18 protein-coding genes and 1 pseudogene are annotated in these 19,399 nt (G+C 64.0%); 6 read left to right on the top strand and 13 right to left on the bottom strand.

Features of this window, described 5'->3' with window-relative positions; genetic code table 11:
- Positions 1-151: 151 nt before the first annotated feature.
- Entirely contained in the window at positions 152-598 is a 447-nt protein-coding gene (locus RFN28_RS17165; RefSeq protein WP_320288482.1) for a YcgN family cysteine cluster protein, read from the bottom strand.
- Positions 599-792: 194 nt separating this feature from the next.
- Here RFN28_RS17165 and RFN28_RS17170 point away from each other — a divergent pair, with 194 nt between their 5' ends.
- Entirely contained in the window at positions 793-3,090 is a 2,298-nt protein-coding gene (locus tag RFN28_RS17170; RefSeq protein WP_320288483.1) for an OmpA family protein, read from the top strand.
- Between the two features lie 469 nt (positions 3,091-3,559).
- Positions 3,560-4,075 (top strand): TIGR00645 family protein, encoded by a 516-nt coding sequence (locus tag RFN28_RS17175; RefSeq protein WP_320288484.1) that lies wholly within the window; start codon positions 3,560-3,562, stop codon positions 4,073-4,075.
- An 18-nt stretch (positions 4,076-4,093) separates the two neighbouring features.
- Here the strand turns inward: RFN28_RS17175 and RFN28_RS17180 are convergent, their stop codons facing one another.
- From RFN28_RS17180 to RFN28_RS17190, 3 genes are all read right to left on the bottom strand, one after another.
- A complete protein-coding gene (locus tag RFN28_RS17180; protein WP_320288486.1) occupies positions 4,094-4,960 on the bottom strand; it encodes an SDR family oxidoreductase in 867 nt (288 codons plus the stop codon).
- Between the two features lie 114 nt (positions 4,961-5,074).
- Positions 5,075-5,722 (bottom strand): helix-turn-helix transcriptional regulator, encoded by a 648-nt coding sequence (locus RFN28_RS17185; RefSeq protein ID WP_320288487.1) that lies wholly within the window; start codon positions 5,720-5,722, stop codon positions 5,075-5,077.
- An 8-nt stretch (positions 5,723-5,730) separates the two neighbouring features.
- Positions 5,731-6,606, bottom strand: a complete 876-nt coding sequence (locus tag RFN28_RS17190; protein ID WP_320288488.1) for a S1C family serine protease — start codon at positions 6,604-6,606, stop codon at positions 5,731-5,733.
- 227 nt (positions 6,607-6,833) lie between these two features.
- On the opposite strand from RFN28_RS17190, the gene RFN28_RS17195 reads away from it, so the two are divergent.
- Complete coding sequence (locus RFN28_RS17195) at positions 6,834-7,778, top strand: S1C family serine protease (RefSeq protein ID WP_320288489.1); 945 nt, start codon at positions 6,834-6,836, stop codon at positions 7,776-7,778.
- A 118-nt stretch (positions 7,779-7,896) separates the two neighbouring features.
- Here RFN28_RS17195 and RFN28_RS17200 read toward each other — a convergent pair whose 3' ends face one another.
- A complete protein-coding gene (locus RFN28_RS17200) occupies positions 7,897-8,844 on the bottom strand; it encodes a LysR family transcriptional regulator (protein WP_320288490.1) in 948 nt (315 codons plus the stop codon).
- Between the two features lie 111 nt (positions 8,845-8,955).
- Between RFN28_RS17200 and RFN28_RS17205 the strand changes: the two genes are divergently transcribed.
- The gene (locus RFN28_RS17205) at positions 8,956-9,600 is read left to right on the top strand and encodes an FMN-dependent NADH-azoreductase (protein WP_320288491.1); all 645 of its coding nucleotides are present in this window, start codon (positions 8,956-8,958) and stop codon (positions 9,598-9,600) included.
- Between the two features lie 84 nt (positions 9,601-9,684).
- On the opposite strand, the gene RFN28_RS17210 is transcribed toward RFN28_RS17205, so the two are convergent.
- Together RFN28_RS17210 and RFN28_RS17215 are read right to left on the bottom strand one after the other, a co-directional pair.
- On the bottom strand, positions 9,685-9,978 hold the full coding sequence (locus tag RFN28_RS17210) for an HlyU family transcriptional regulator (protein WP_320288492.1): 294 nt from the start codon (positions 9,976-9,978) through the stop codon (positions 9,685-9,687).
- Positions 9,979-10,182: 204 nt separating this feature from the next.
- Positions 10,183-10,854 carry a PadR family transcriptional regulator gene (locus tag RFN28_RS17215; RefSeq protein ID WP_320288493.1) on the bottom strand — a complete coding sequence of 224 codons (672 nt, stop codon included), beginning with the start codon at positions 10,852-10,854 and terminating at the stop codon, positions 10,183-10,185.
- Between the two features lie 266 nt (positions 10,855-11,120).
- Here RFN28_RS17215 and RFN28_RS17220 point away from each other — a divergent pair.
- Positions 11,121-11,379: pseudogene (locus tag RFN28_RS17220) on the top strand (DUF2798 domain-containing protein).
- Between the two features lie 60 nt (positions 11,380-11,439).
- Here RFN28_RS17220 and RFN28_RS17225 read toward each other — a convergent pair.
- From RFN28_RS17225 to RFN28_RS17250, 6 genes are all read right to left on the bottom strand, one after another.
- The gene (locus RFN28_RS17225) at positions 11,440-11,820 is read right to left on the bottom strand and encodes a thiol-disulfide oxidoreductase DCC family protein (protein WP_320288494.1); all 381 of its coding nucleotides are present in this window, start codon (positions 11,818-11,820) and stop codon (positions 11,440-11,442) included.
- A gap of 163 nt (positions 11,821-11,983) precedes the next feature.
- Positions 11,984-12,277 (bottom strand): GYD domain-containing protein, encoded by a 294-nt coding sequence (locus RFN28_RS17230; protein WP_320288495.1) that lies wholly within the window; start codon positions 12,275-12,277, stop codon positions 11,984-11,986.
- A 205-nt stretch (positions 12,278-12,482) separates the two neighbouring features.
- Positions 12,483-14,513: an RNA polymerase sigma factor RpoD gene (gene rpoD, locus RFN28_RS17235; RefSeq protein ID WP_320288496.1), complete on the bottom strand. Its 2,031-nt coding sequence runs from the start codon at positions 14,511-14,513 to the stop codon at positions 12,483-12,485.
- Between the two features lie 369 nt (positions 14,514-14,882).
- Entirely contained in the window at positions 14,883-16,835 is a 1,953-nt protein-coding gene (gene dnaG / locus RFN28_RS17240) for a DNA primase (protein WP_320288497.1), read from the bottom strand.
- Between the two features lie 137 nt (positions 16,836-16,972).
- Positions 16,973-17,104 (bottom strand): RcnB family protein, encoded by a 132-nt coding sequence (locus RFN28_RS17245; RefSeq protein WP_320288498.1) that lies wholly within the window; start codon positions 17,102-17,104, stop codon positions 16,973-16,975.
- On the bottom strand, positions 17,094-17,336 hold the full coding sequence (locus tag RFN28_RS17250; protein WP_320288499.1) for a hypothetical protein: 243 nt from the start codon (positions 17,334-17,336) through the stop codon (positions 17,094-17,096). Before RFN28_RS17250 ends, RFN28_RS17245 begins: the two co-directional genes overlap by 11 nt.
- 362 nt (positions 17,337-17,698) lie before the next feature.
- Between RFN28_RS17250 and RFN28_RS17255 the strand changes: the two genes are divergently transcribed.
- Complete coding sequence (locus RFN28_RS17255) at positions 17,699-19,363, top strand: Na/Pi cotransporter family protein (RefSeq protein WP_320288500.1); 1,665 nt, start codon at positions 17,699-17,701, stop codon at positions 19,361-19,363.
- Positions 19,364-19,399: the final 36 nt, after the last annotated feature.

Consider the following 19,399-nt stretch of genomic DNA (forward strand, 5'->3'; position numbering starts at 1 on the left):
AGGCAAAATCCGCGCGCATCCATCACCCCTTTTGCTCGAATCTGGAGCCGGAAATGCGTTGCAGTGCCCTCGGTTCCCCTCAAGACGCGAACCCGTCAGGTTCGTCATCAAAATGCGAATCCCTTAGGGTTCGTCATCAAAATGCGAATCCTTAGGGTTCGTCATCAAGTACATAGTCAAAATAGTCGTCCGGCTCGGCCAGATCGGTTTCCCTGGCCTTCACCCGGCCGCGGATCGAAATCCCGGCCTCGTGCACGGTTTCGGCACTTCCCGAAACCAGCCTGTGCCACCAATAGAGATCATGGCCTTCGGCGATGAGCCGGTAGGCGCAGGTCTTGGGCAGCCATGTGATGGTGCGCACGTTCTGCGGTGTCAGCCCGACGCAATCGGGCACGCGCGACAGCCGGTTGGCATAGTCCGAGCAAAGGCATTTTTCGGCGTCGAACAGCCGGCAGCCGACGCTCGTCCAATAGATTTCGCCGGTATCCTCGTCCTCGAGCTTCGACAGGCAGCATTTGCCACAGCCGTCGCAGAGTGATTCCCACTCGGCCGGGGTCATCGCCTCAAGCGGCTTGGTTTTCCAGAAGGGAGCGTCCATGCGGCTGGATTTGGCCCTCCGGGGCCCTCCGGTCAAGCACCGCTGTCGCAGTGACCCAGTATCAACATTAGAAAAACACGAAATTGCCTTCAAAAGGCCGGCCCGACATCCTTGGTTGGCGCCAATGCCTGACGGAACCAATTGCGGCTGATGAAAGTTTGGGCAGGGATGGGACCCCACAAGGAGACAATGATATGAAACGCCAACCACGGATTCTGGCGGGTACGGCAATCGGCCTGCTTATGGCATCCGCGCCGTTGGGCGCGTATCCGCTGCAGGCCGATTTCGGCACCTCGCGGGGGACGCCGCTGATCCTGGCGCAGTCGAACTGCGCCGAAGGCCAGTCGGCGGAGGAGTGTGCGCAAGGCGGCCAGCAGGGAGCGGAGCAGCCGAAGAAAAAGAAGCGCGAGCAGCAACAGCAGACGGAATCCGCACCGGCCGAACAGCCCGCCGAGTCCGAGCAGAAGCCGCGCAAGAAGCGGCAGGAGCTGCAGCAGATGCAGTCCGGCCAGTCCGGTGAGGCAGCACCGGCCGAGCAGCAGCTCAAGCCGCGCAAGAAGCGCGACCAGCAGCAGCAAACCGAGGCGGCTCCAGCCGATCAGGGCGGGCAGCCCGCAACCGACGAGCAGCTGCCGCGCAAGAAGAAGCGCAACCAGACCGAACAGGCGCCGGCTGAGCAGCCGGCCGAGCAGGTCGCCCCGGATCAGCAGCAGCAACTGCGCAGGAAGAAGCTCAATCAGCAGCAGCAGAGCGAAACGGCTCCGGCCGAACAAGTCGCTCCCGACCAGCAGCAGCAACTGCGCAAGAAGAAGCTCAATCAACAGCAGCAGAGCGAAACGGCTCCGGCCGAGCAGGTCGCTCCCGACCAACAGCAGCAACTGCGCAAGAAGAAGCTCAATCAGCAGCAGCAGGGCGAGACGGCCCCGGCAGAGGAGGCCGCCCCGGACCAACAGCAACTGCGCAAGAAGAAGCTCAATCAGCAGCAGGAAGCCGCGCCAGCGGAACAGCCGTCAGAACAGCCGGCAAATGACAACCAGCCCGGCAAGAAACGCAAGCAGGCCCAGCAACCTGCCGAGCAAGGCCAGACCCCTGCCGAACAGGCGCCCGCAGCTCAGGGCTCTCGCAAGCTCAAGCCCTTGCCGGCTCCCGGAACCGAGCAGGCGCCGGCTCAACAGGAACAGCCTTCGAACCAGAACAAGAGGCAAGCCAAGAAGCCGCTGACGGAGCAGCCCGCAACGGGGCAGCAGCAGCCTGCCACCGGCGAACAGCCGGCCAATAACAATCAGCCCGCGACTGGCGGCAATGCCGCGCAGGGCGAAGCGCCCGCCAACCCGAACGAGGCACCCCTCCTCGACAGCCAGAAGGATGTCTTGCGCAGGCACAAGGGCCGCCTGCCGGCCGGCCAAAACGAGACTGGTCAGGTCGAGCAAGGCGGTAACCAGGCCGTGCAACAAGGCGGCCAGCAGGCCGAGAAGCAGGCTCCCGTCAATCAGGGCCCGCCGCCCACCGACGACAAGACGGCGCAGCAGGCGATCCAGCCTGAAAAGATCGTTCCTGCCACCGAGGAAAAAGGCAAGCGCGTCGACCTCACGCCCCAGGAGGTTGTCCGCGAGCGCCAACGGCCGCAGGGCGCGGACGTGGTGCAGCAGCTCGGCGACCGTGTGATCCTCCAGTTCAACAACCAGACGTTCGTGGAAAGCAACGAGGCTCCTCGCATCACGCGCGGCGCCAGGGATGTTTACTACGAGGATCTTTCGGGCGGCCGCACCCGCGAAATCGTCGAGCGCGAGAACGGCATCCAGATCGTCACCATACGCAACCGCAATGGCGACGTCATCAGGCGATCGCGCATCATGCCGGATGGCCACGAATATGTGCTGAGCTATGTCGACGAGCGCTACTACAACGATGTCGACGAGTGGCGCGATCCGGGCGACGACCTGCCGCCGATGCGGCTCGATATCCCGCGCCGGGAATACATCCTCGATTCGGAGGATGTGCAGAGCCCCGACGACTACTACACCTTCCTGGAACAGCCGCCCGTGGAAAGGGTGCAGCGCCTCTATTCGATCGACGAGGTCAAGCGCTCGGCTCGCGTGCGCGACATCGCCCGGCGCATCGATCTCGACACGCTGAACTTCGATTTCGGCTCGGCAACGATCTCCGATACCGAGGTGCAGAAGCTCGATGGCGTCGCCAGCGCCATGGAGAAGCTGCTCAAGAAGAATCCGGCGGAGACCTTCCTGATCGAAGGCCATACCGACGCCGTCGGCACGCCGGAGGCGAATCTCGCTCTGTCGGATCGGCGCGCCGAGGCGGTCGCCGAAGCGCTGACCAACGCTTTCGGCATCCCGGCCGAAAACCTGACGACGCAGGGCTATGGCGAGCAGTATCTCAAGGTGAATACGCCTGGACCGAACCGTGAGAACCGCCGCGTCGCCATCCGCCGCATCACCTCGCTTGTGGCGCCGGTGGCGAGCAATGAGCAATGATTAAATGCATGTCGTCCAAAACTGTGCGGCGGTTTTGGGCGACATGCATAAAACAGGGTGTCGCCTGAATCCGTTTCAGCGCGACGCGCTTTAACGTTTGATTTCAAAATCCTGACCCGATTTTCGGAATCAGCGCGAAAAGACGAGGGCCCGTCCGGATCCGGACGGGCCTTTTCCTTGAAAATTCAAGAAGAATTGGCCCGCTTGCCCGTCGTGCTCATTGAATCGCCGCATTGCGGCACCCAGATTCAATCCAGGGCGTTCCCTGCCCTGTCCCGACTCCAGCGGGACACATGGGCCCCGCCGGTCTCCCCCTCTCCGGCGGGGCTTTTTGTCTTGAAAAGCGAGTCCGCCCGCCCGAAATACGGCGGGCATCCCACAGCTATTCCCAGGAAAAGTGCGCGGCGGTTTTCCGTCCGGAATTGCCTGAGGACAGAAAGCTAGAGCGAAAACCGGTCCGGAGCACCTTATGAAGCGTCTCGAACTCGCCATCGAATCCGTCATTCTTGCTTCGCGCTGGCTACTGGTCGCCTTCTATCTTGGGCTCGGCTTGGCGCTCGCGACTTACGCTCTGTCCTTCGGCAAGAAGCTCTACGAATTCGTGCTGAGCGCCTTCGCACTCGGCGACACCGATACCATCCTGAAGATGCTCGGGCTCATCGACGCCGCCCTTGTCGCCTCGCTGGTGGTGATGGTCATCATTTCAGGCTACGAGAATTTCGTCAGCCGCTTCGACGAGAAGGACGCCGGCGTCCACTGGCTGGGCACGATCGATGTCGGCTCGCTGAAGGTCAAGGTCGCCTCGACCATCGTCGCGATCTCCTCCATCCACCTGCTGCAGGTTTTCCTCAACCACGCTTCCTACGCGACGGACCAGCTCATGTGGCTGACCATCATGCATCTGGCCTTCGTGCTTTCGGCGCTCATGCTTGCCTATATCGATCGGGTCATGGCGCTGGCGAAGGGCAAGAAGGCCGCCGAGTAGGCAGCGTCTGCACCGACCTCAGTAGATGGTCTTGATGTCGGTTTCGGTCCTGGAGAACACTTCGTCCGGCACAAAGAAATCGCCGGCCAGCGGACCCTTGGCGCCCGGCGCATAGATCGAGAAATCCGTGACGCCTTCGGCGCGCAACACCTCCTCGTCGATGTAGAAATGGCCCGTCGCCTCGCGCGACGGACGCAGGAAGATCGCATGCGCCGCATCGGCCATGATGTCGGGCGAGCGGCTCATCGCCGCCACCGTCGCGCCGCCCAGAAGATTGCGCACCGCAGCCGTGTCGATGGTCGAGATCGGCCACAGCGAATTGACGGCGATGCCGGCTCCAGCGAACTCGGCGCTCAGGCCAAGCGTGCACATCGACATGCCGAACTTGGCCATGGTGTAAGCGACGTGGTTCTTGAACCATTTGGCCTTCATGTCGAGCGGCGGCGCCAGATTCAGGATGTGAGGGTTCTTGGCCGACTTCAGGTGCGGAATGCACATTTTGGACACTAGGAAAGTGCCGCGCGTGTTGATCTGGTGCATCAGGTCGTAGCGCTTCATGTCTGTCTCCAGCGTGCCGGTGAGCTGGATGGCGCTGGCATTGTTGACGCAGATGTCGATCCCGCCGAACCGCTCGACCGTCTTTGCCACAGCATCGGCGACCTGCCCCTCCTCGCGGATGTCGCAGATCACCGGTAGCGCCTTGCCGCCGGCCTTTTCGATCTCTTCGGCCGCGCTGTAGATCGTGCCCGGCAGTTTCGGATGCGGCTCGGCGGTCTTGGCCGCGATCGTCACATTGGCGCCGTCGCGCGCAGCGCGCAGCGCGATCGCCAGCCCGATGCCGCGCGATCCGCCCGAGATGAACAGCGTCTTTCCTTTGAGCGACATGCTTCGCTTCCCTCTGCAATGCGAGAGGCAACTTGCGCGGCGGACAGGCGTGGCGCAAGGCCCAACGCCGTCGGAGCGAGATTACGCAACGTCGTCCCGAAAACGAACCCAAGCTTAGACCAGTACCAACCCTTGCCGCATGGCGATGGCGATCGCATCGGTGCGGTTCGCAGCGCCAAGCTTGATCAGGATGGCGGCGACGTGGAACTTTGCCGTGTGCACCGAAATGTTGAGCCGCCTTGCGATCACCTTGTTGGGCGCGCCTTCCGCCAGCAGCGCCAGCACTTCCGCCTCGCGCGGCGACAGCGCCGCGCGGACCTGGCTGTCGTCGGCCGTCTCGTCCTCGGACGGTTCGCCGTGAAAATCGCCACGGGCGACGGCCTCTGACGGCCCTGCCCTGCCGACGCGATAGCCGAACGCAACCAACCGTGCCGCGGCAGCAATCAGCGTGCCGTCGGCCGAGGCGGGCAGCACGGCAAGGACATTGGCGGCCACTCGCTCGCCGCCGGCGCGCCGGGAAAGCAGAACGGCTGGCGTGGTCGAGCCAACAGCCCGGCTTTCCAATGCCGTCTCATCTATCACGGCGACATCCGCCGTTTGGCTCGTTCTGCTTCCGGCGAGCGCCGGCAGCAGATCCTCGCTCGCCGCAAGCGCGTCGGCCAATTGCTCGGCGCGCGCCGCGTCGCCGAGCGCGATCAGTACCGTCAGCCGGTGGCCCGCCGGCTCCGGTCTCGCGATCGTCTGCACTGCGCTGTTTGCCATCGGCCCCCTCAGCTCAGCGGCTTCTCGCCGATGGTGATCGAGACGTCGCGCTCGGCGCCGCCGCTCAAGATACCGAGCGTCACGGTCGTGCCGGCGCTGTCCGGCCCGAGCTTGCGGATCAGCTCACGCGGCCCATGCACCTTCTCGCCGTTCCAGGCGACGATGATGTCGCCGACATGCAGGCCGGCGGCTTTCGCCGGGCCGCTGTCGTCGAGGCTCATCACCATGGCGCCGTGGGTGTCGCCATTGCGGATCGGATGCAGCCCGGCGCCGAGATAGCCGCGCGCGACATGGCCCTTCTCGCGCAATGTCGCCACCGCCCGCTCGATTGTCTCGTAAGGCATGACCAGCGCCCGCCGGCGCGGTCCGAACAATAGCATGCCGATCAGCCCGCCCTTGGCATCGAGCACCGGACCACCCTCGAAGCGACCGCCGGTGTTGATAGCGAGATTGATGCGCCGGTCGATCGTGCCGCCGCGCATCGAGCGCCAGGCAGGCCCGACCTCGCCGACCGTGCCGAACACGGCAAGGGCGGCTCCCTCGCTATTGCCGACGGCAATAGCGACATGGCCCGGCCGCGCGGCAGCGGCCTGAGGCAGTTGCGGCAAACCGGTGTCGGCGGAAGCCGGCTTCAAAAGGGCGACGCCCGTTGAAGGATCGCGGCCGACGAGCTCGGCCTCGACGGTTTCGCCCGAAGCCAGCGTCAGCTCGATTTCCTCGCCGGCCTCGACCGCCTCCTCGGCGGCGACAAAGTAGCCGTCCCGCCAGTGGAAGGCGCTCGCGGTGCGATGGTGATGCGTGGCGAAGCTTGCCACCGCCGGCGCGGCAGCCGCCGCGACGTCGGCAATGGCGTCGGAAAAGGCACTGAGGTTGAAGTTGCTCATATCGATGATCTCCTGGGTTCTGTGACCCAGATATCGCTCCATGGCGCCGCCGCGGGTACTCGCCTGACGGCTAGTCGGCTGCCGGACTGGCCATCTGGTCAGGTCGCGGCAATTGCGACCGCTCCGCACATATAGTGCGTGTCGCCCAAAAGTGCCGCGCGGTTTTGGGACAACGACACGCATAAAAGAAAAAGCATCGCTTTGCCGAATGACACGGAGCCTCAGTCATGGCCTTCGCCGCCGAAAAACTTCAATCCGATGATGCCTTGCTCGACGCCTATTCGGCGACGGTCGCCGATGCGGTCGACCGCATCGGTCCGGCCGTCTGTCGCATCGAGCGCATCGGCGCCGGCGGCCATGGTTCCGGCTTCGTGATCGCGCAGGACGGGCTCGTCGTCACCAATTTCCATGTCGTCGGCGACGCGCGCGGCGTGCGCGTGACGATGCCGGATGGCGCCAAGCGCGAGGGCCATGTGCTTGGCCGCGATCCCGACACCGACATCGCGCTGGTGCGCGCCGACGGCACCTTTGCCGATGTCGCGCCGCTCGGCGATTCCAAGCGCCTGCGCCGCGGCCAGATCGCGATCGCGATCGGCAATCCGCTCGGCTTCGAATGGACCGTCACTGCCGGCGTCGTCTCGGCGCTCGGCCGTTCGATGCGCGCCTCGACCGGTCGGCTGATTGACGATGTCATCCAGACCGATGCCGCGCTCAACCCCGGCAATTCCGGCGGGCCGCTGGTGTCGTCGGCCGGCGAGGTGATCGGCGTCAACACCGCCATGATCCATGGCGCGCAAGGCATCGCCTTCGCGGTCGCCTCCAACACCGCCAATTTCGTCATCTCAGAGATCATCCGCTTCGGCCGCGTGCGCCGCGCCTTCATTGGCGTTTCGGCCGACACGACCAACCTGCCGCGCCGTGCGGCACTCCTGTCGCAAGTGTCCACCAACACGGCCGTGCGCCTGCGCAGCGTGGAGAAGAACGGCCCCGCCGCGAAGGCCGGCCTCAAGGAAGGCGACATCATCGCCGCCATCGACGGCCGCCCGGTCACCGGCGTCGACGATCTCGTGCGCATGCTCGATGCCGAGCGCATCGGCCGCGAGACGCTTTGCACCGTCGTGCGCCGCTCCGGCGTCAGCCAGGTGGTGGTGACGCCGGTGGCGCGGAGCTAAAGCAATTCCAGGAAAAGTGTGAAGCGGTTTTCCGTCCGCAATTGCGTGAAAGCAATAAGATAGAGTGGTTCGCCGTTTCCGTGAAACGGTGAACCGCTCTAGTTCGCGGCGATGGCGCTCATTGACCGCTTGTCTCGGGTCCCTCCTCCATCCAGACGCCAGGCTCCGTCTCGTGGAAGCAGCCAAGCTGGCGCTTGAATTCGTCGATCAGCCAGGACGCGGCAGGCTTGGGGCTGCGGTCGGTGCGGTGCATGGCATAGAGCGGCGAGCGCACCTCACGATAGGGCTCGAGATCGAGCTCGACCAGCCGGCCGCTGGCGAGGTCGTCGGCAATCAGCCAGCGCGGCAGGCCGCCCCATCCCAGGCCCTCACGCATCAGCGCATGCTTGGTGCGCACATCCGTCAGCCGCCAGGTGCGATAGGCAAAGACGCCGTAGTCGCGGCCGCGCGTCCGCTCCGACTGGTCGGAGACGACAAGCTGGATATGCTCGCGCAAATCCTCGACGGCGATGGGACCCGGCAGTTTCGCCAAGGGGTGGTCTGGTGCCGCAGCCGGCACCAGCGAGGTAAAGCCGATGCGCAGCAGATTGACATCGGCTTCACCAATCAGTCCGCCGAAGCCGAGGTCCACCTGGCCGCCGACCACATGGTCGACGATCAGGCCGAGTGAGCCGATATAGAGGCGCAGCATAACGGCCGGAAACTGCGCCTCGAAGGCCTTGAGCACCCGCACGAGCGCCGGCGAAGGCAGCGCCACGTCGACCGATATCGCCACTTCCGCCTCCAGCCCCTGCCGGTAGCCGTCGGCGCGCGAGCGGATGCGCTGCAACACGCCGATCATGCGCCTTGCGTCCTCCAGCATCGCCTTGCCGACATCGGTCAGTTGCGGCTCGCGCACGCCTTCGCGCTCGAACAGTTTCAGGCCGAGCTGCGCTTCGAGATTGGCGATGCCGTAGCTGACCACCGACTGCGCCCGGTTGAGCTTGCGGCCGGCGGCAGAGAAGCTGCCGGTGTCAGCCACCGCAATGAGGATCTGAAGCTGGTCGAGCGTCGGGTTCGGCTGCATGATCAATCCATATTCTAGATGGATACCATACAAATTATGCCAGTTTTCCAGATGGAGAAGCAATCCCATATCGGTGGGGAAAGTTCAATCCAACCCCAAGGGGACACCGCCATGTCTATTCTGCTCGTTACCTCCAGCCCGCGCGGCGCTGCTTCGCACTCGACCCGCGTCGCCACCGATCTGGCTCAGAAGCTGCTTGCCGCCGACCCGTCGGCCAAGCTCGTCGTACGCGACCTCGTCACCAATCCACTGCCGCATATCGACCCCGATTACGCGACCGGCATCTACACGCCGGCCGAGGCACGCAGCCAGCGCCAGGCCGAAGTCGTCGGCGTGTCCGACGCAGCACTTGAAGAGCTGTTTGCGGCCGATACCATCATCCTCGCCACCGGCTTCATCAACTTCAACATCTCCTCGACGCTGAAGTCGTGGATCGACCACGTCGCGCGTTCGGGCAAGACCTTCGCCTACGGCTCGAACGGCCCGCAGGGTCTCGTCACCGGCAAGAAGGTCTATATCGTGCTCGCCTCGGGCGGCATCTATTCGGAAGGCGCCGCCGTCCAGATGGACCACGCCATTCCCTATCTGCGCAGCGTGCTCGCCTTCCTGGGCATGACCGACGTCGAGGTCATCCGCGTCGAAGGCGTCGGCATGGGCGCTGACGCGGTCACCACCGCGCTCGCCAAGGCGACCGCCAAGGTTGACGCCATCGCCGCCGCGGCCGCCAATGCCGATCGGGCCGCGATCGCGGCGTAACCCCTGCTCTGGAACTGAAAAGGGCAGGCGCCGACCAGCGCCTGCCCTTTCATATTTGGGGGTAGTTCCAAAACTGGCTGGGCTTCAGCCGAACAGTCTCTCGCCCTGCTCGTCGATCAACTGAATGCCTTTCTTGATCGAGATGTCGACGGCATCGTCCAGCCCGGCGAAACGGTCGGCGCGGATGAAGCGATGCTCCTTCATCACGCCATCCACTTCCTTCGAGACAACGCCGCAGGTCTGGTACTGGCCGTCCGCCTTGTAGGGCGTGGCGCTGATCAGGAATCCCTTGTGCTCGACCTGCTTTGCCGGCTTGGCCGATCCGGACTCGCTTGCCTCACCGCCACCGCCGCCGAAAAGACGTTTCAGAAAAGACATAGCGCATCCTCCAACGGCAATCGTCCTGCATCACATAGCGCGCCGCAGGACGATTTTCACTAAGCATGATCCCGAAAACTGTGCAGCGGTTTCGGAAAAGATCATGCTCAAGCAAAAGCCAAAGCGGGATGACATTCCGAAGAAAGGTCATCCCGCTTTGGCGGTCATTGGCTTGGCGGGCAATAGCCGCCGGAAACCGGCCCGTTAGCGGCGCGACAGCGCCTCGAGCGCTGCGGCGGCGTCTTCAAGGATGCTGATCGCCTCGGCTTGCTTGTCTTCCGGCGCATCGACGATATCGCTGAGCGCGGCGCGCAGCCGGTGGCGGAGCGCGCGGAACCGGTCGCGCTTTTCATGGCGACCACGCCGGCCACCCTCCTCGCTGTCGTCGTTCCAGCCGAACCAGTCACGCGCCTTGGCCATCTTGCGGCCGAAACGCTCGAGATGGTCGAGCACATGATCGATCATCTCGCGGTTTTCCTCGAGATGCGCCCTGCCCGCCTCGGTGATCGAGTACACCTTCTTGTTGCCCTCGCTGGACGAGACGGCATAGCCCGCCTCCTCGAGGAAGGTCAGGGTCGGATAGACCACGCCCGGGCTCGGGCTGTAGATGCCGCTGGTACGCTCCTCCAACGCCTTGATGATGTCGTAGCCGTGCCTCGGCGCCTCGGCCAGAAGCGACAGCGTGATCAGCTTGAGATCGCCGTCGGCCAGCATGCGACCGGCGCGGAACATGTCGCCCGGGCCGCCGCGCCCGCCGCCGCGCATGCCGTGCCCGAACGGTCCGAAGCCGCCGCCGCGGCCGCCGAAACGACCGGCCATATGCATGAACATGCGCTCGCCGAAATGGTTGTGCCCGAAATGGTCGTGTTTGTGCATGGATTGCTCCTTGAGTTATGTCTTACGATATATCTTAATTAGGCTGCAGCTCTCATGGGGTCAAGATATATCTTACGATGTATCGGAAGGCGCCGCCAGCCGGATTGATTTCACGAGGGCCAGCCGCTAGAACGGCTGCGACGGTCGCCGACCCCTCCGTAAGCGTCTGACGTGAAGCAACGCATCCACCCCGGTCCTTCCGGGCATTTGCCGAAGACCGGCAAGAGGATGTCAATGCGACGGACCGACGTTTCGGGAAAATCCCAATGACTGGAAGAAACCGGCGCAGGAAGCTGCCTGCGCGCTACGCCTCGGTCGTCAGCCCTTTGGTGCTGTCGCTTTTGATGACCTTCATCGTCTCGTTCATCTCCACGCTGAAGAGCCTCGGCCTTCACCCCAACCTGCCCGCGATCTGGCTGACCGCCTGGGGCCTGTCCTGGCTGGTAGCGTTTCCGGACCCTGCTGCTGGTGCTGCCTGTGGTGCGCCGCATCGTCGGCTGGCTGTGCGAGCCGGCGCCCAGATAAGCGATGCCGGAGGCCCGGAACGCATTCCGGGCCTCCTCCATGGAGATCGTCGAAACCTTGTTACCAGCGGCCCTTGTGCCGGTTCCAAGCGTAGAGCAGGTCCGCGAAACGGTCATAGGCAAAGCGCGTCAGCGGCAACGCGATCGCGTTGCCGAAGAGCGCTGCGAGCCAGCTTTCGCCAGGCGTCATCCGCCAGAGCGCGATCGCCACATCGGCACCGACCAGCAGCCTGCCCTCGGCATCCGTCGCATGCAGCCGGCGGCGGATATCCTCCAGCGAGGCGCCGAATGCGGAAAGCGCCGCCGGCTCGACATTGATGTCGCGGAACGCGATGCGGCCGGCTTTGACCGTTTCGATCAGCCGCCACCTCTGGCGCCTGATGCCGGCATCGCAGACCGGGCAGCGCGTATTGTACCAGACTGTCAGCAGAGGCGCGGACATGACACGACTATCGGACGCGCCGTAACGCTCCGCAACACCACGCCCGTGCCTCTGGAGCAATTCCAGGAAAAGTGTGAAACGGTTTTCCGTCTGGAATTGCGTCAAAACGAACAGATAGAACGGTTCTGCGCTTCCATGAACGCTGACCTGCTCTAGCGGCGCCCTACCCTAGCGAACTGATGATCTCGCGATAGGCGAATTCCGGAAACGCCTTCATCGTCCGCGTCCTGACATTGCCGCCAGACGATAGCATCAGCGCGAAACGGGCGAGCACCGCATCGTCCGGCGCTTCGACAATGGCGACCATGTCGCATTCGCCCATGGTCAGATAGAATGCCTTGAACGATCCGCCCATCTCCCCCAGCAGCTTCTTGGCGGCATCGAGCCGCTTCGGCGACTCCCGCACATTCCTGGCACCCGCCTCGGTCCAGTTGATAAGCATGATGTAGGTTGTCATGGCACACCTCCCTCCGGTGCCACGGAGCGCGACGCCTGGCCGTTGCGGCTGACGCCGGGGCGGGCATCCGGTTTGTCGCCCAAAATGCATCCGACGCCGAAATTAAACTCCTGTCGGGCGGCCCCGGCAAGGCGGCAATGCGGCGGCCGGATGCGAAAAAGGGCGCACGAGGCGCCCTTTCGATTTTGCCTGTCTGATTTTCGTGTCAGCTGTCGAGGAAGCTTCTCAGCTTGCGCGAGCGGCTGGGGTGCTTGAGCTTGCGCAGCGCCTTGGCCTCGATCTGGCGGATGCGCTCGCGGGTGACCGAGAACTGCTGGCCGACTTCCTCCAGCGTGTGGTCGGTGTTCATGCCGATGCCGAAGCGCATGCGCAGAACACGTTCCTCGCGCGGCGTGAGCGAGGCGAGCACACGGGTCGTCGTCTCGCGCAGATTGGCCTGGATCGCCGCGTCGATCGGCAGGATCGCCATCTTGTCCTCGATGAAGTCGCCGAGATGCGAATCCTCCTCGTCGCCGACCGGCGTTTCGAGCGAGATCGGCTCCTTGGCGATCTTCAGCACCTTGCGCACCTTTTCCAGCGGCATGGCGAGCTTCTCGGCCAGTTCCTCCGGCGTCGGTTCGCGGCCGATCTCATGCAGCATCTGGCGCGAGGTGCGCACGATCTTGTTGATCGTCTCGATCATGTGCACCGGAATGCGGATGGTGCGCGCCTGGTCGGCGATCGAGCGGGTGATCGCCTGCCGGATCCACCACGTCGCGTAGGTCGAGAACTTGTAGCCGCGGCGGTATTCGAATTTGTCGACCGCCTTCATTAGGCCGATATTGCCTTCCTGGATCAGGTCGAGGAACTGCAGGCCGCGGTTGGTGTATTTCTTGGCGATCGAGATGACGAGGCGAAGGTTCGCCTCGACCATTTCCTTCTTGGCGATCGCGGCCTCGCGCTCGCCCTTCTGCACCTGGTTGACGATCTTGCGGAATTCCTGGATCGAGATTGCCGTCTCGGTGGCAAGGTTCTGGATTTCGGCACGCAGATCCTTGATCGCGTCCTTCTCGTTCTTGGTGAACTCCTTCCAGCCGCGCGACGTCAAATTGGCGATCGAGCGAGTCCAGTTCGGATCGAGCTCCGAGCCCTGGTACTCCCTGAGGAATTCCTCGCGGCGCACACCGTAGCTTTCGGCGAGGCGCAGCAGCCTGCCTTCGTTCTGCACCAGGCGCTTGTTGATGTCATAGAGCTGCTCGACCAGCGCTTCGATGCGCGCGGTGTTGAGCGACAGCGACTTCACCGCCTTGATGAGCTGGTCCTTCAGCTCCTTCAGCCGGCGATCCTGGCTGGGCGAAAGCGTGCCGGCAGCCGCGAGACGGTTCTCGACCTGCTGGTCCTGCAGCTTCCTGAGCTTCTTGTAGGTGTCGGCGATGACGTCGAGCGTCTCCATCACCTGCGGGCGCAGTTCCGCTTCCATAGCGGCCAGCGACAGGCTCGCCTCGTCCTCGTCGTCTTCCTCTTCCTCGAGCCCCCGCGTGTCGCCGCCGACATTGGTGATGTCGTCCTCTTCGTCGCGCGCCGCCGCGCGGACGCGCGGCTTTTCCTCGGGCTTGGGCGTTTCCTCAACGCGTTCGACGACCGGCGCCTGCTTGGCCTCGGGGCCGGCATAGGTCGCCTCGAGGTCGATGATCTCGCGCAGCAAAATCTTCGATTCGTTAAGCTCGTCGCGCCAGATGATGATGGCCTGGAAGGTGAGCGGGCTTTCGCACAGGCCCGCGATCATCGTTTCGCGGCCAGCCTCGATGCGCTTGGCGATCGCGATTTCGCCCTCGCGCGACAGAAGCTCAACCGAACCCATCTCGCGCAGGTACATCCTCACCGGATCATCGGTGCGGTCGGTCGGCTCTTTCTTGGCGGTCGTGGTGGCGACCGCAGTACCGGTCTGCTCGGCAAGCTCGTTGGCGTCCTCATCGGAATCGGCGCCCGAGTCGGCCGCTTCCGCCTCCTCGCCCTGCTCGTCGTCCTCGACGACGTTGATGCCCATGTCGGACAGCATGGCCATAGTGTCCTCGATCTGCTCGGAGGTCACTTCCTCCGAAGGCAGCACCGAGTTCAGTTCGTCCATGGTCACGTAGCCGCGCTTCTTGGCGGCCTTGATCATCTTCTTGACAGCATCATCGGAAAGGTCGAGCAAAGGGCCATCGGTGGCGCCTTCACGTTCGGTCTCGACCTCTTCCTTTTCCTTTGTCGCCATTCTTTGTCGTCTCCAAGCGGCCGAATATCGAAGCCGCGTAAGCTGCCGGGCCGGTCATACCGGATGCGCTCGCACCAGAACGCTTCTTACCGGGGAACCAGTAGCCGCATCTCTCGTTAAGTCCAGATTAACCCTGGTATCTGTGGCAGGCCTTTCGCCTGTCCAGTGACCAGCACCTCACATCGCTCAAAATTTCCCGCCGACGCCGGGGCACGGTTAACGTTTCGAATCGTCCTGATTCCGCCAATCTGCCAGAAGGTCAAGCGCCTCTGGCATGATTCGCATGAAAAAAGCGAATCAATTACCCGACTTAGAGGCGTCGATTCGACGCGCCTGCGCATTCCACTTCATTTTTAGGCCGGTCCGGACCTAAACGCGTCCAGCCCTGCCCGATGAAACGCCGAACCCTTCGATCAGCGCTTCCGTTGCCTGTACATCGTTGAATTGCGCCTGAATCTCGACGAGATGCCGGAAGTTTTCATCCGAAGGGTCTGCATCGAGCGCCGCCTGCGCCTGTTTCAGCTCTCTATGTAAGGTGCGCGCGCTGCGCTGCAAGTGTAGCGCCTGGTTGAAGGCGTCGCGGGCATCATCAAGGCCAGCGGTTTCGAGCGCCGGCCACTGCCGCGCCCGCTTGATCAGCGAGACCGCACGCTCCCAGATGTCGCCGCACCCGGCGCGCTCGATCGTGGCGATGACCGCGTTGCGGTCGTCGGCCGCGTCATGCGCCATCGCGTCGAGAATGGCGACGTGCAGCCGCCTGAGATCCGAATTGGCGAGGTCGAGGAATTCGACATGTGCGAAATTCTCGTCGATCAGCGCCGGGTGGTTGATCAGCGCCACGATGATCGTCGCCTCGCGCACCGACATGGCTTCGCCCGTGCGCTTGACCAGCGCCGAGCGGCCGAGGCTTTCGGTGATCGCGGTGCGCGCGCCGGCAGCGCTCCGGCCGAACGCCCCGCCTGGCGCCGAGCCCCTGCCGCGCTCGCCTGGCCGGCCGTCTTGGCGTCCGCCGTGCTGACCTTGCCGCGCGCCGCGCTGCGAGCCGAAGAAGCTTAGGACGCGCTCGCGCATCTCCTGTTGATAGTGGTAACGCAGGCTTTCGTCGCGGATGCGGCCGGTAAGCTCGCGCAACGTCTTTTCGAGCTCCGCCCGCCGCTCCGGCGTATCGAAGACGCCGCCGGCCGTCTCGCGCATCCAGAGCAGATCGGCAAGCGGCCGTGCTTCCGAAAGCACCGCGCGGAATGCGTCCGGCCCGTCGGCCTTGACCAGATCGTCCGGGTCCTTGCCTTCCGGCAGCAGCGCAAAGCGCGCCGAGCGTCCGGGCTGGATCGCCGGCAGCGCAAGGTCGGCGGCGCGCCATGCCGCTTTCAGCCCGGCCTGGTCGCCGTCGAAGCAAAGCACCGGCTCGCCGGCCATGCGCCACAGAAGCTCGAGCTGGTTTTCGGTGAGCGCGGTGCCGAGCGGCGCCACCGCATTCTCGAAGCCGGCCTGCGCCAGCGCGATCACGTCCATATAGCCTTCGACGGCGATCACCGTGCCGCCCTTCGCTACCGCTTTGCGCGCGCGGGCGAAATTGTAGAGCACATTGCCCTTGTGGAAGAGCTCGGTCTCCGGCGAGTTCATGTATTTCGCGAGCGCGTCCGGCGCCAGCGCGCGTCCGCCGAAGGCGATGATCCGCCCACGCGAATCCGGAATCGGGAACATGATGCGGTCGCGGAACCAGTCGTAGGAGACCGGGATGTCGTCGCCATGCCGCACCAGGCCGCAGGCCTCGATATCGGCCTTCGGCACGCCCCTGGCGGCAAGATACTCCTTCAGCGCGTTGCGGCTGTCCGGCGCATAACCGAGCCGAAAGGACTGCTGCGTCGCCGGCGTCAGGCCGCGGTCGCGCAGATAGGCACGGGCTTTCGCGCCCTCCGGCCCCTGCAGCCGTTCCTGGAAGAAGACGGTCGCCATCTCCATCACGTCGGTCAGGCTGGCGCGCTCCTTCTCGCGCCGTTCCTCGGTGGCGTCGCGCACCGGCATCGGCACGCCGGCCATCTCGGCGATCTTTTCAACCGCTTCGGGGAAGCTCATGCCGTCGAGCTCGGTCAGGAACTTGAAATGATCGCCCGAGACCGAGCAGCCGAAACAGTGGTAGCGGCCCTTCTTGTCCTCGCAGTGGAAGGACGGGCTCTTCTCGCCGTGGAACGGACAGCAGGCCCAATAGTCGCCGCGTGACGCGTTCGTCTTCTTCCGGTCCCACGCGACGCGCTGGCCGATCACCTGGGAAATCGGCACGCGGTCGCGGATCTCGTCGAGGAAGGCGGGCGGAAAGCGCATCGGGAAAGGCTCGTTTGCCTTCATATAATCGAGCCGCCCGGGCGCGACGACTCATTAAGCTCGATCGTACCCGCTTTTCACAGACAAAAAGAAGGCGGCCGAGCGGCCGCCTTCTTGGCGTTCGGATCGTTGCCGGGTCAGTGTGCGGCGATCGCGCCGAAAACGATGCCGGAGACGATGCCGACCAAAAGGTAATCGTTGCCGACGCGGATCCATTCCTGGCCGGGGCCGGGACGACGCAGACCGTAGCGGTTCCAGTCACGCACCACCTGATGGCGCTTCCAGGCCGCATATTTCTGGCCGTTGCGCCAAATGGCTGCGCTTCACCATCACCGTCTTCTTTACGACCACCTTCTTCTTCACGACGCCCGGCTTCTGCCAGTCGACCTGGGTGTAACTCGCCTGCGGCGCGCTCGGCTGATTGAGCGGCGCGGCTTGGCCCGAGAGGGCCGAGGCGGCCAGCATCGAGGCGGTGACGACGGAAAGTATGAGACGCTTCATGGTCGGTGCTCCTTGGTTGTCGATAGGCAAGGAGATAGCCAGGCCCGGATGAACCGAAACTGAACGCTTAGATTACAATTCTGTAATGATTTCCAATACTTATAAAAGCCGCTTCAACAACTTCTATGAGCTGGATCGGCCGTCGGTCGGGCACCCGCGCGATATTTGCCGCCGATCCGCTTCCGTCATGCAACCAATGGCCCTCCTATCCATTTCCGACACACGCCGTCGCGTGCCGGACGACGGTCGAATCGGGCAAAATTTATTATCCGGCTAAAATTGTTTGGAGTAGTCTCGACCCCCGAAATGCTTGCGATTCGTGCCCATTTCCGCTTCTTCGCCGCCTCATTGCGAGGCCGGGCATGAGCGGCTCCGTCATCCTGCTGCACCTCGCCGGTGCGGTGGCGCTGATGCTGTTTGCCACCCGCATGGTCAAGACCGGCGTCGAGCGCGCCTATGGCGACGTGCTGCGCCACCGGCTGCGCTCCACCATGCGCAACCCGTTGATGGCGGTGCTGGCCGGCTGCGGTCTCGCGATCGCGCTGCAGAGTTCCACCGCCGTCACGCTGCTGGTCGGCTCCTTCGCCGGCGCCGGCATCGTGTCGGGCGCCGCCGGGCAGCTTGCCGTGCGCGGCGCCGAGATCGGCTCGGCCCTGGTGGTCAAGCTCTTGACCTTCGACCTGTCGCTTCTGGTGCCGGTCTGCCTCGTCGCCGGCACCGTCATGTTCATGGCCACCGAGCGACGCGACTGGCGTCAGTTCGGCCGCATCCTCGTCGGCATCGGCCTGCTTCTCTTGTCGCTGGAGATGATCGGCCAGGCTTCGGAACCGCTGCGCCAGAGCACGCTGATGCCGATGATCGTCAACTATTTCTCCGGCGATCCGGTGACGGCCTATCTGCTGGCCGCCTTGATCACCTGGCTGTTTCATTCTTCGATCGCCGCCGTGCTGTTGATGGTGACGCTGGCCGGCCGCGGCTTCATCCCCCCGGAGCTCGGCATCGTGCTGGTGCTCGGCGTCAATCTCGGCTCCTCGATCATCGCGCCGTTGCTGACCCGCAATGCCGATCCGGGCGTGCGCGTGGTGCCGGTCGGCAACCTCCTAATGCGCGGCATGGGCTCGCTGGTCATGCTCATCCTGTTCATGACGCTGAAGCCGCCGGTCGGCTTTCTCGGCTCGACCGGGCCTGACCAGATCGTCAACGCCCATATCCTGTTCAACGTGATCATCCTGCTTGCGGGCCTGCCGCTCGCCGGCCTCGTCTACCGTGCCTCCGAAAGCATCGTGGCGCTCGGCGCCAAGCCCGAACCGGCGGCGGCGCTTGATGTCGTCGAATTGTCGGCGCTGAACGAGAGCGCGCTCGACACGCCGAGCCAGGCGCTGGCCAACGCCACCCGCGAAGTAGTGCGGGTCTGCGAGACGGTCGAGATCATGCTGAAGCGCATCATCGAGCTCTACGAGAGCGCCAACGGCGACAAGATCAAGGCGCTTGCGGCGCTTGATGACCGTGTCGACAGAAAGCACGCGGCGATAAAGCTCTATCTCGCCAAGGTCACCAAGAACCGGCTCAGCGAGGACGAGGCGCTGCGCTGCCAGGAACTGATCGGCGCCTGCGTCAAGCTGGAGCAGGTCGGCGATATCATCGTGCGCAACATGTTGGTGCATGTCAGGAAGAAGCTGGAGCGCGGCCTGGAATTCACGCCCGAGGGCTGGCGCGAGCTCTTCGCCTTCCATGCCTCGGTGCTCGCCAATGCGCGGCTTGCCTTCAACGTGCTGGTGTCGCGCGACCCCGAAACCGCCCGGCAACTGGTGCTGGAGAAGGATCTGCTGCGCGAGCGCGAAAAAGAGACCAGCGCCAGCCATTTCGTGCGGCTGCGCGACGGCACGGCCAAAAGCGTCGAGACCAGTTCCATCCATCTCGACACCATCCGCGACCTCAAGCAGATCAACTCGCTGCTCGCCTCCATGGCCTATCCCGTGCTCGAGGAACGCGGCCTGCTCGGCGACTCGCGACTGAAAGCCGGCTAGTAGACGGCTCGGGCGGCACCCGGGGGCCAAAGCGAA

Source organism: Mesorhizobium album (assembly GCF_033977205.1).
Classification (GTDB): domain Bacteria; phylum Pseudomonadota; class Alphaproteobacteria; order Rhizobiales; family Rhizobiaceae; genus Mesorhizobium; species Mesorhizobium album.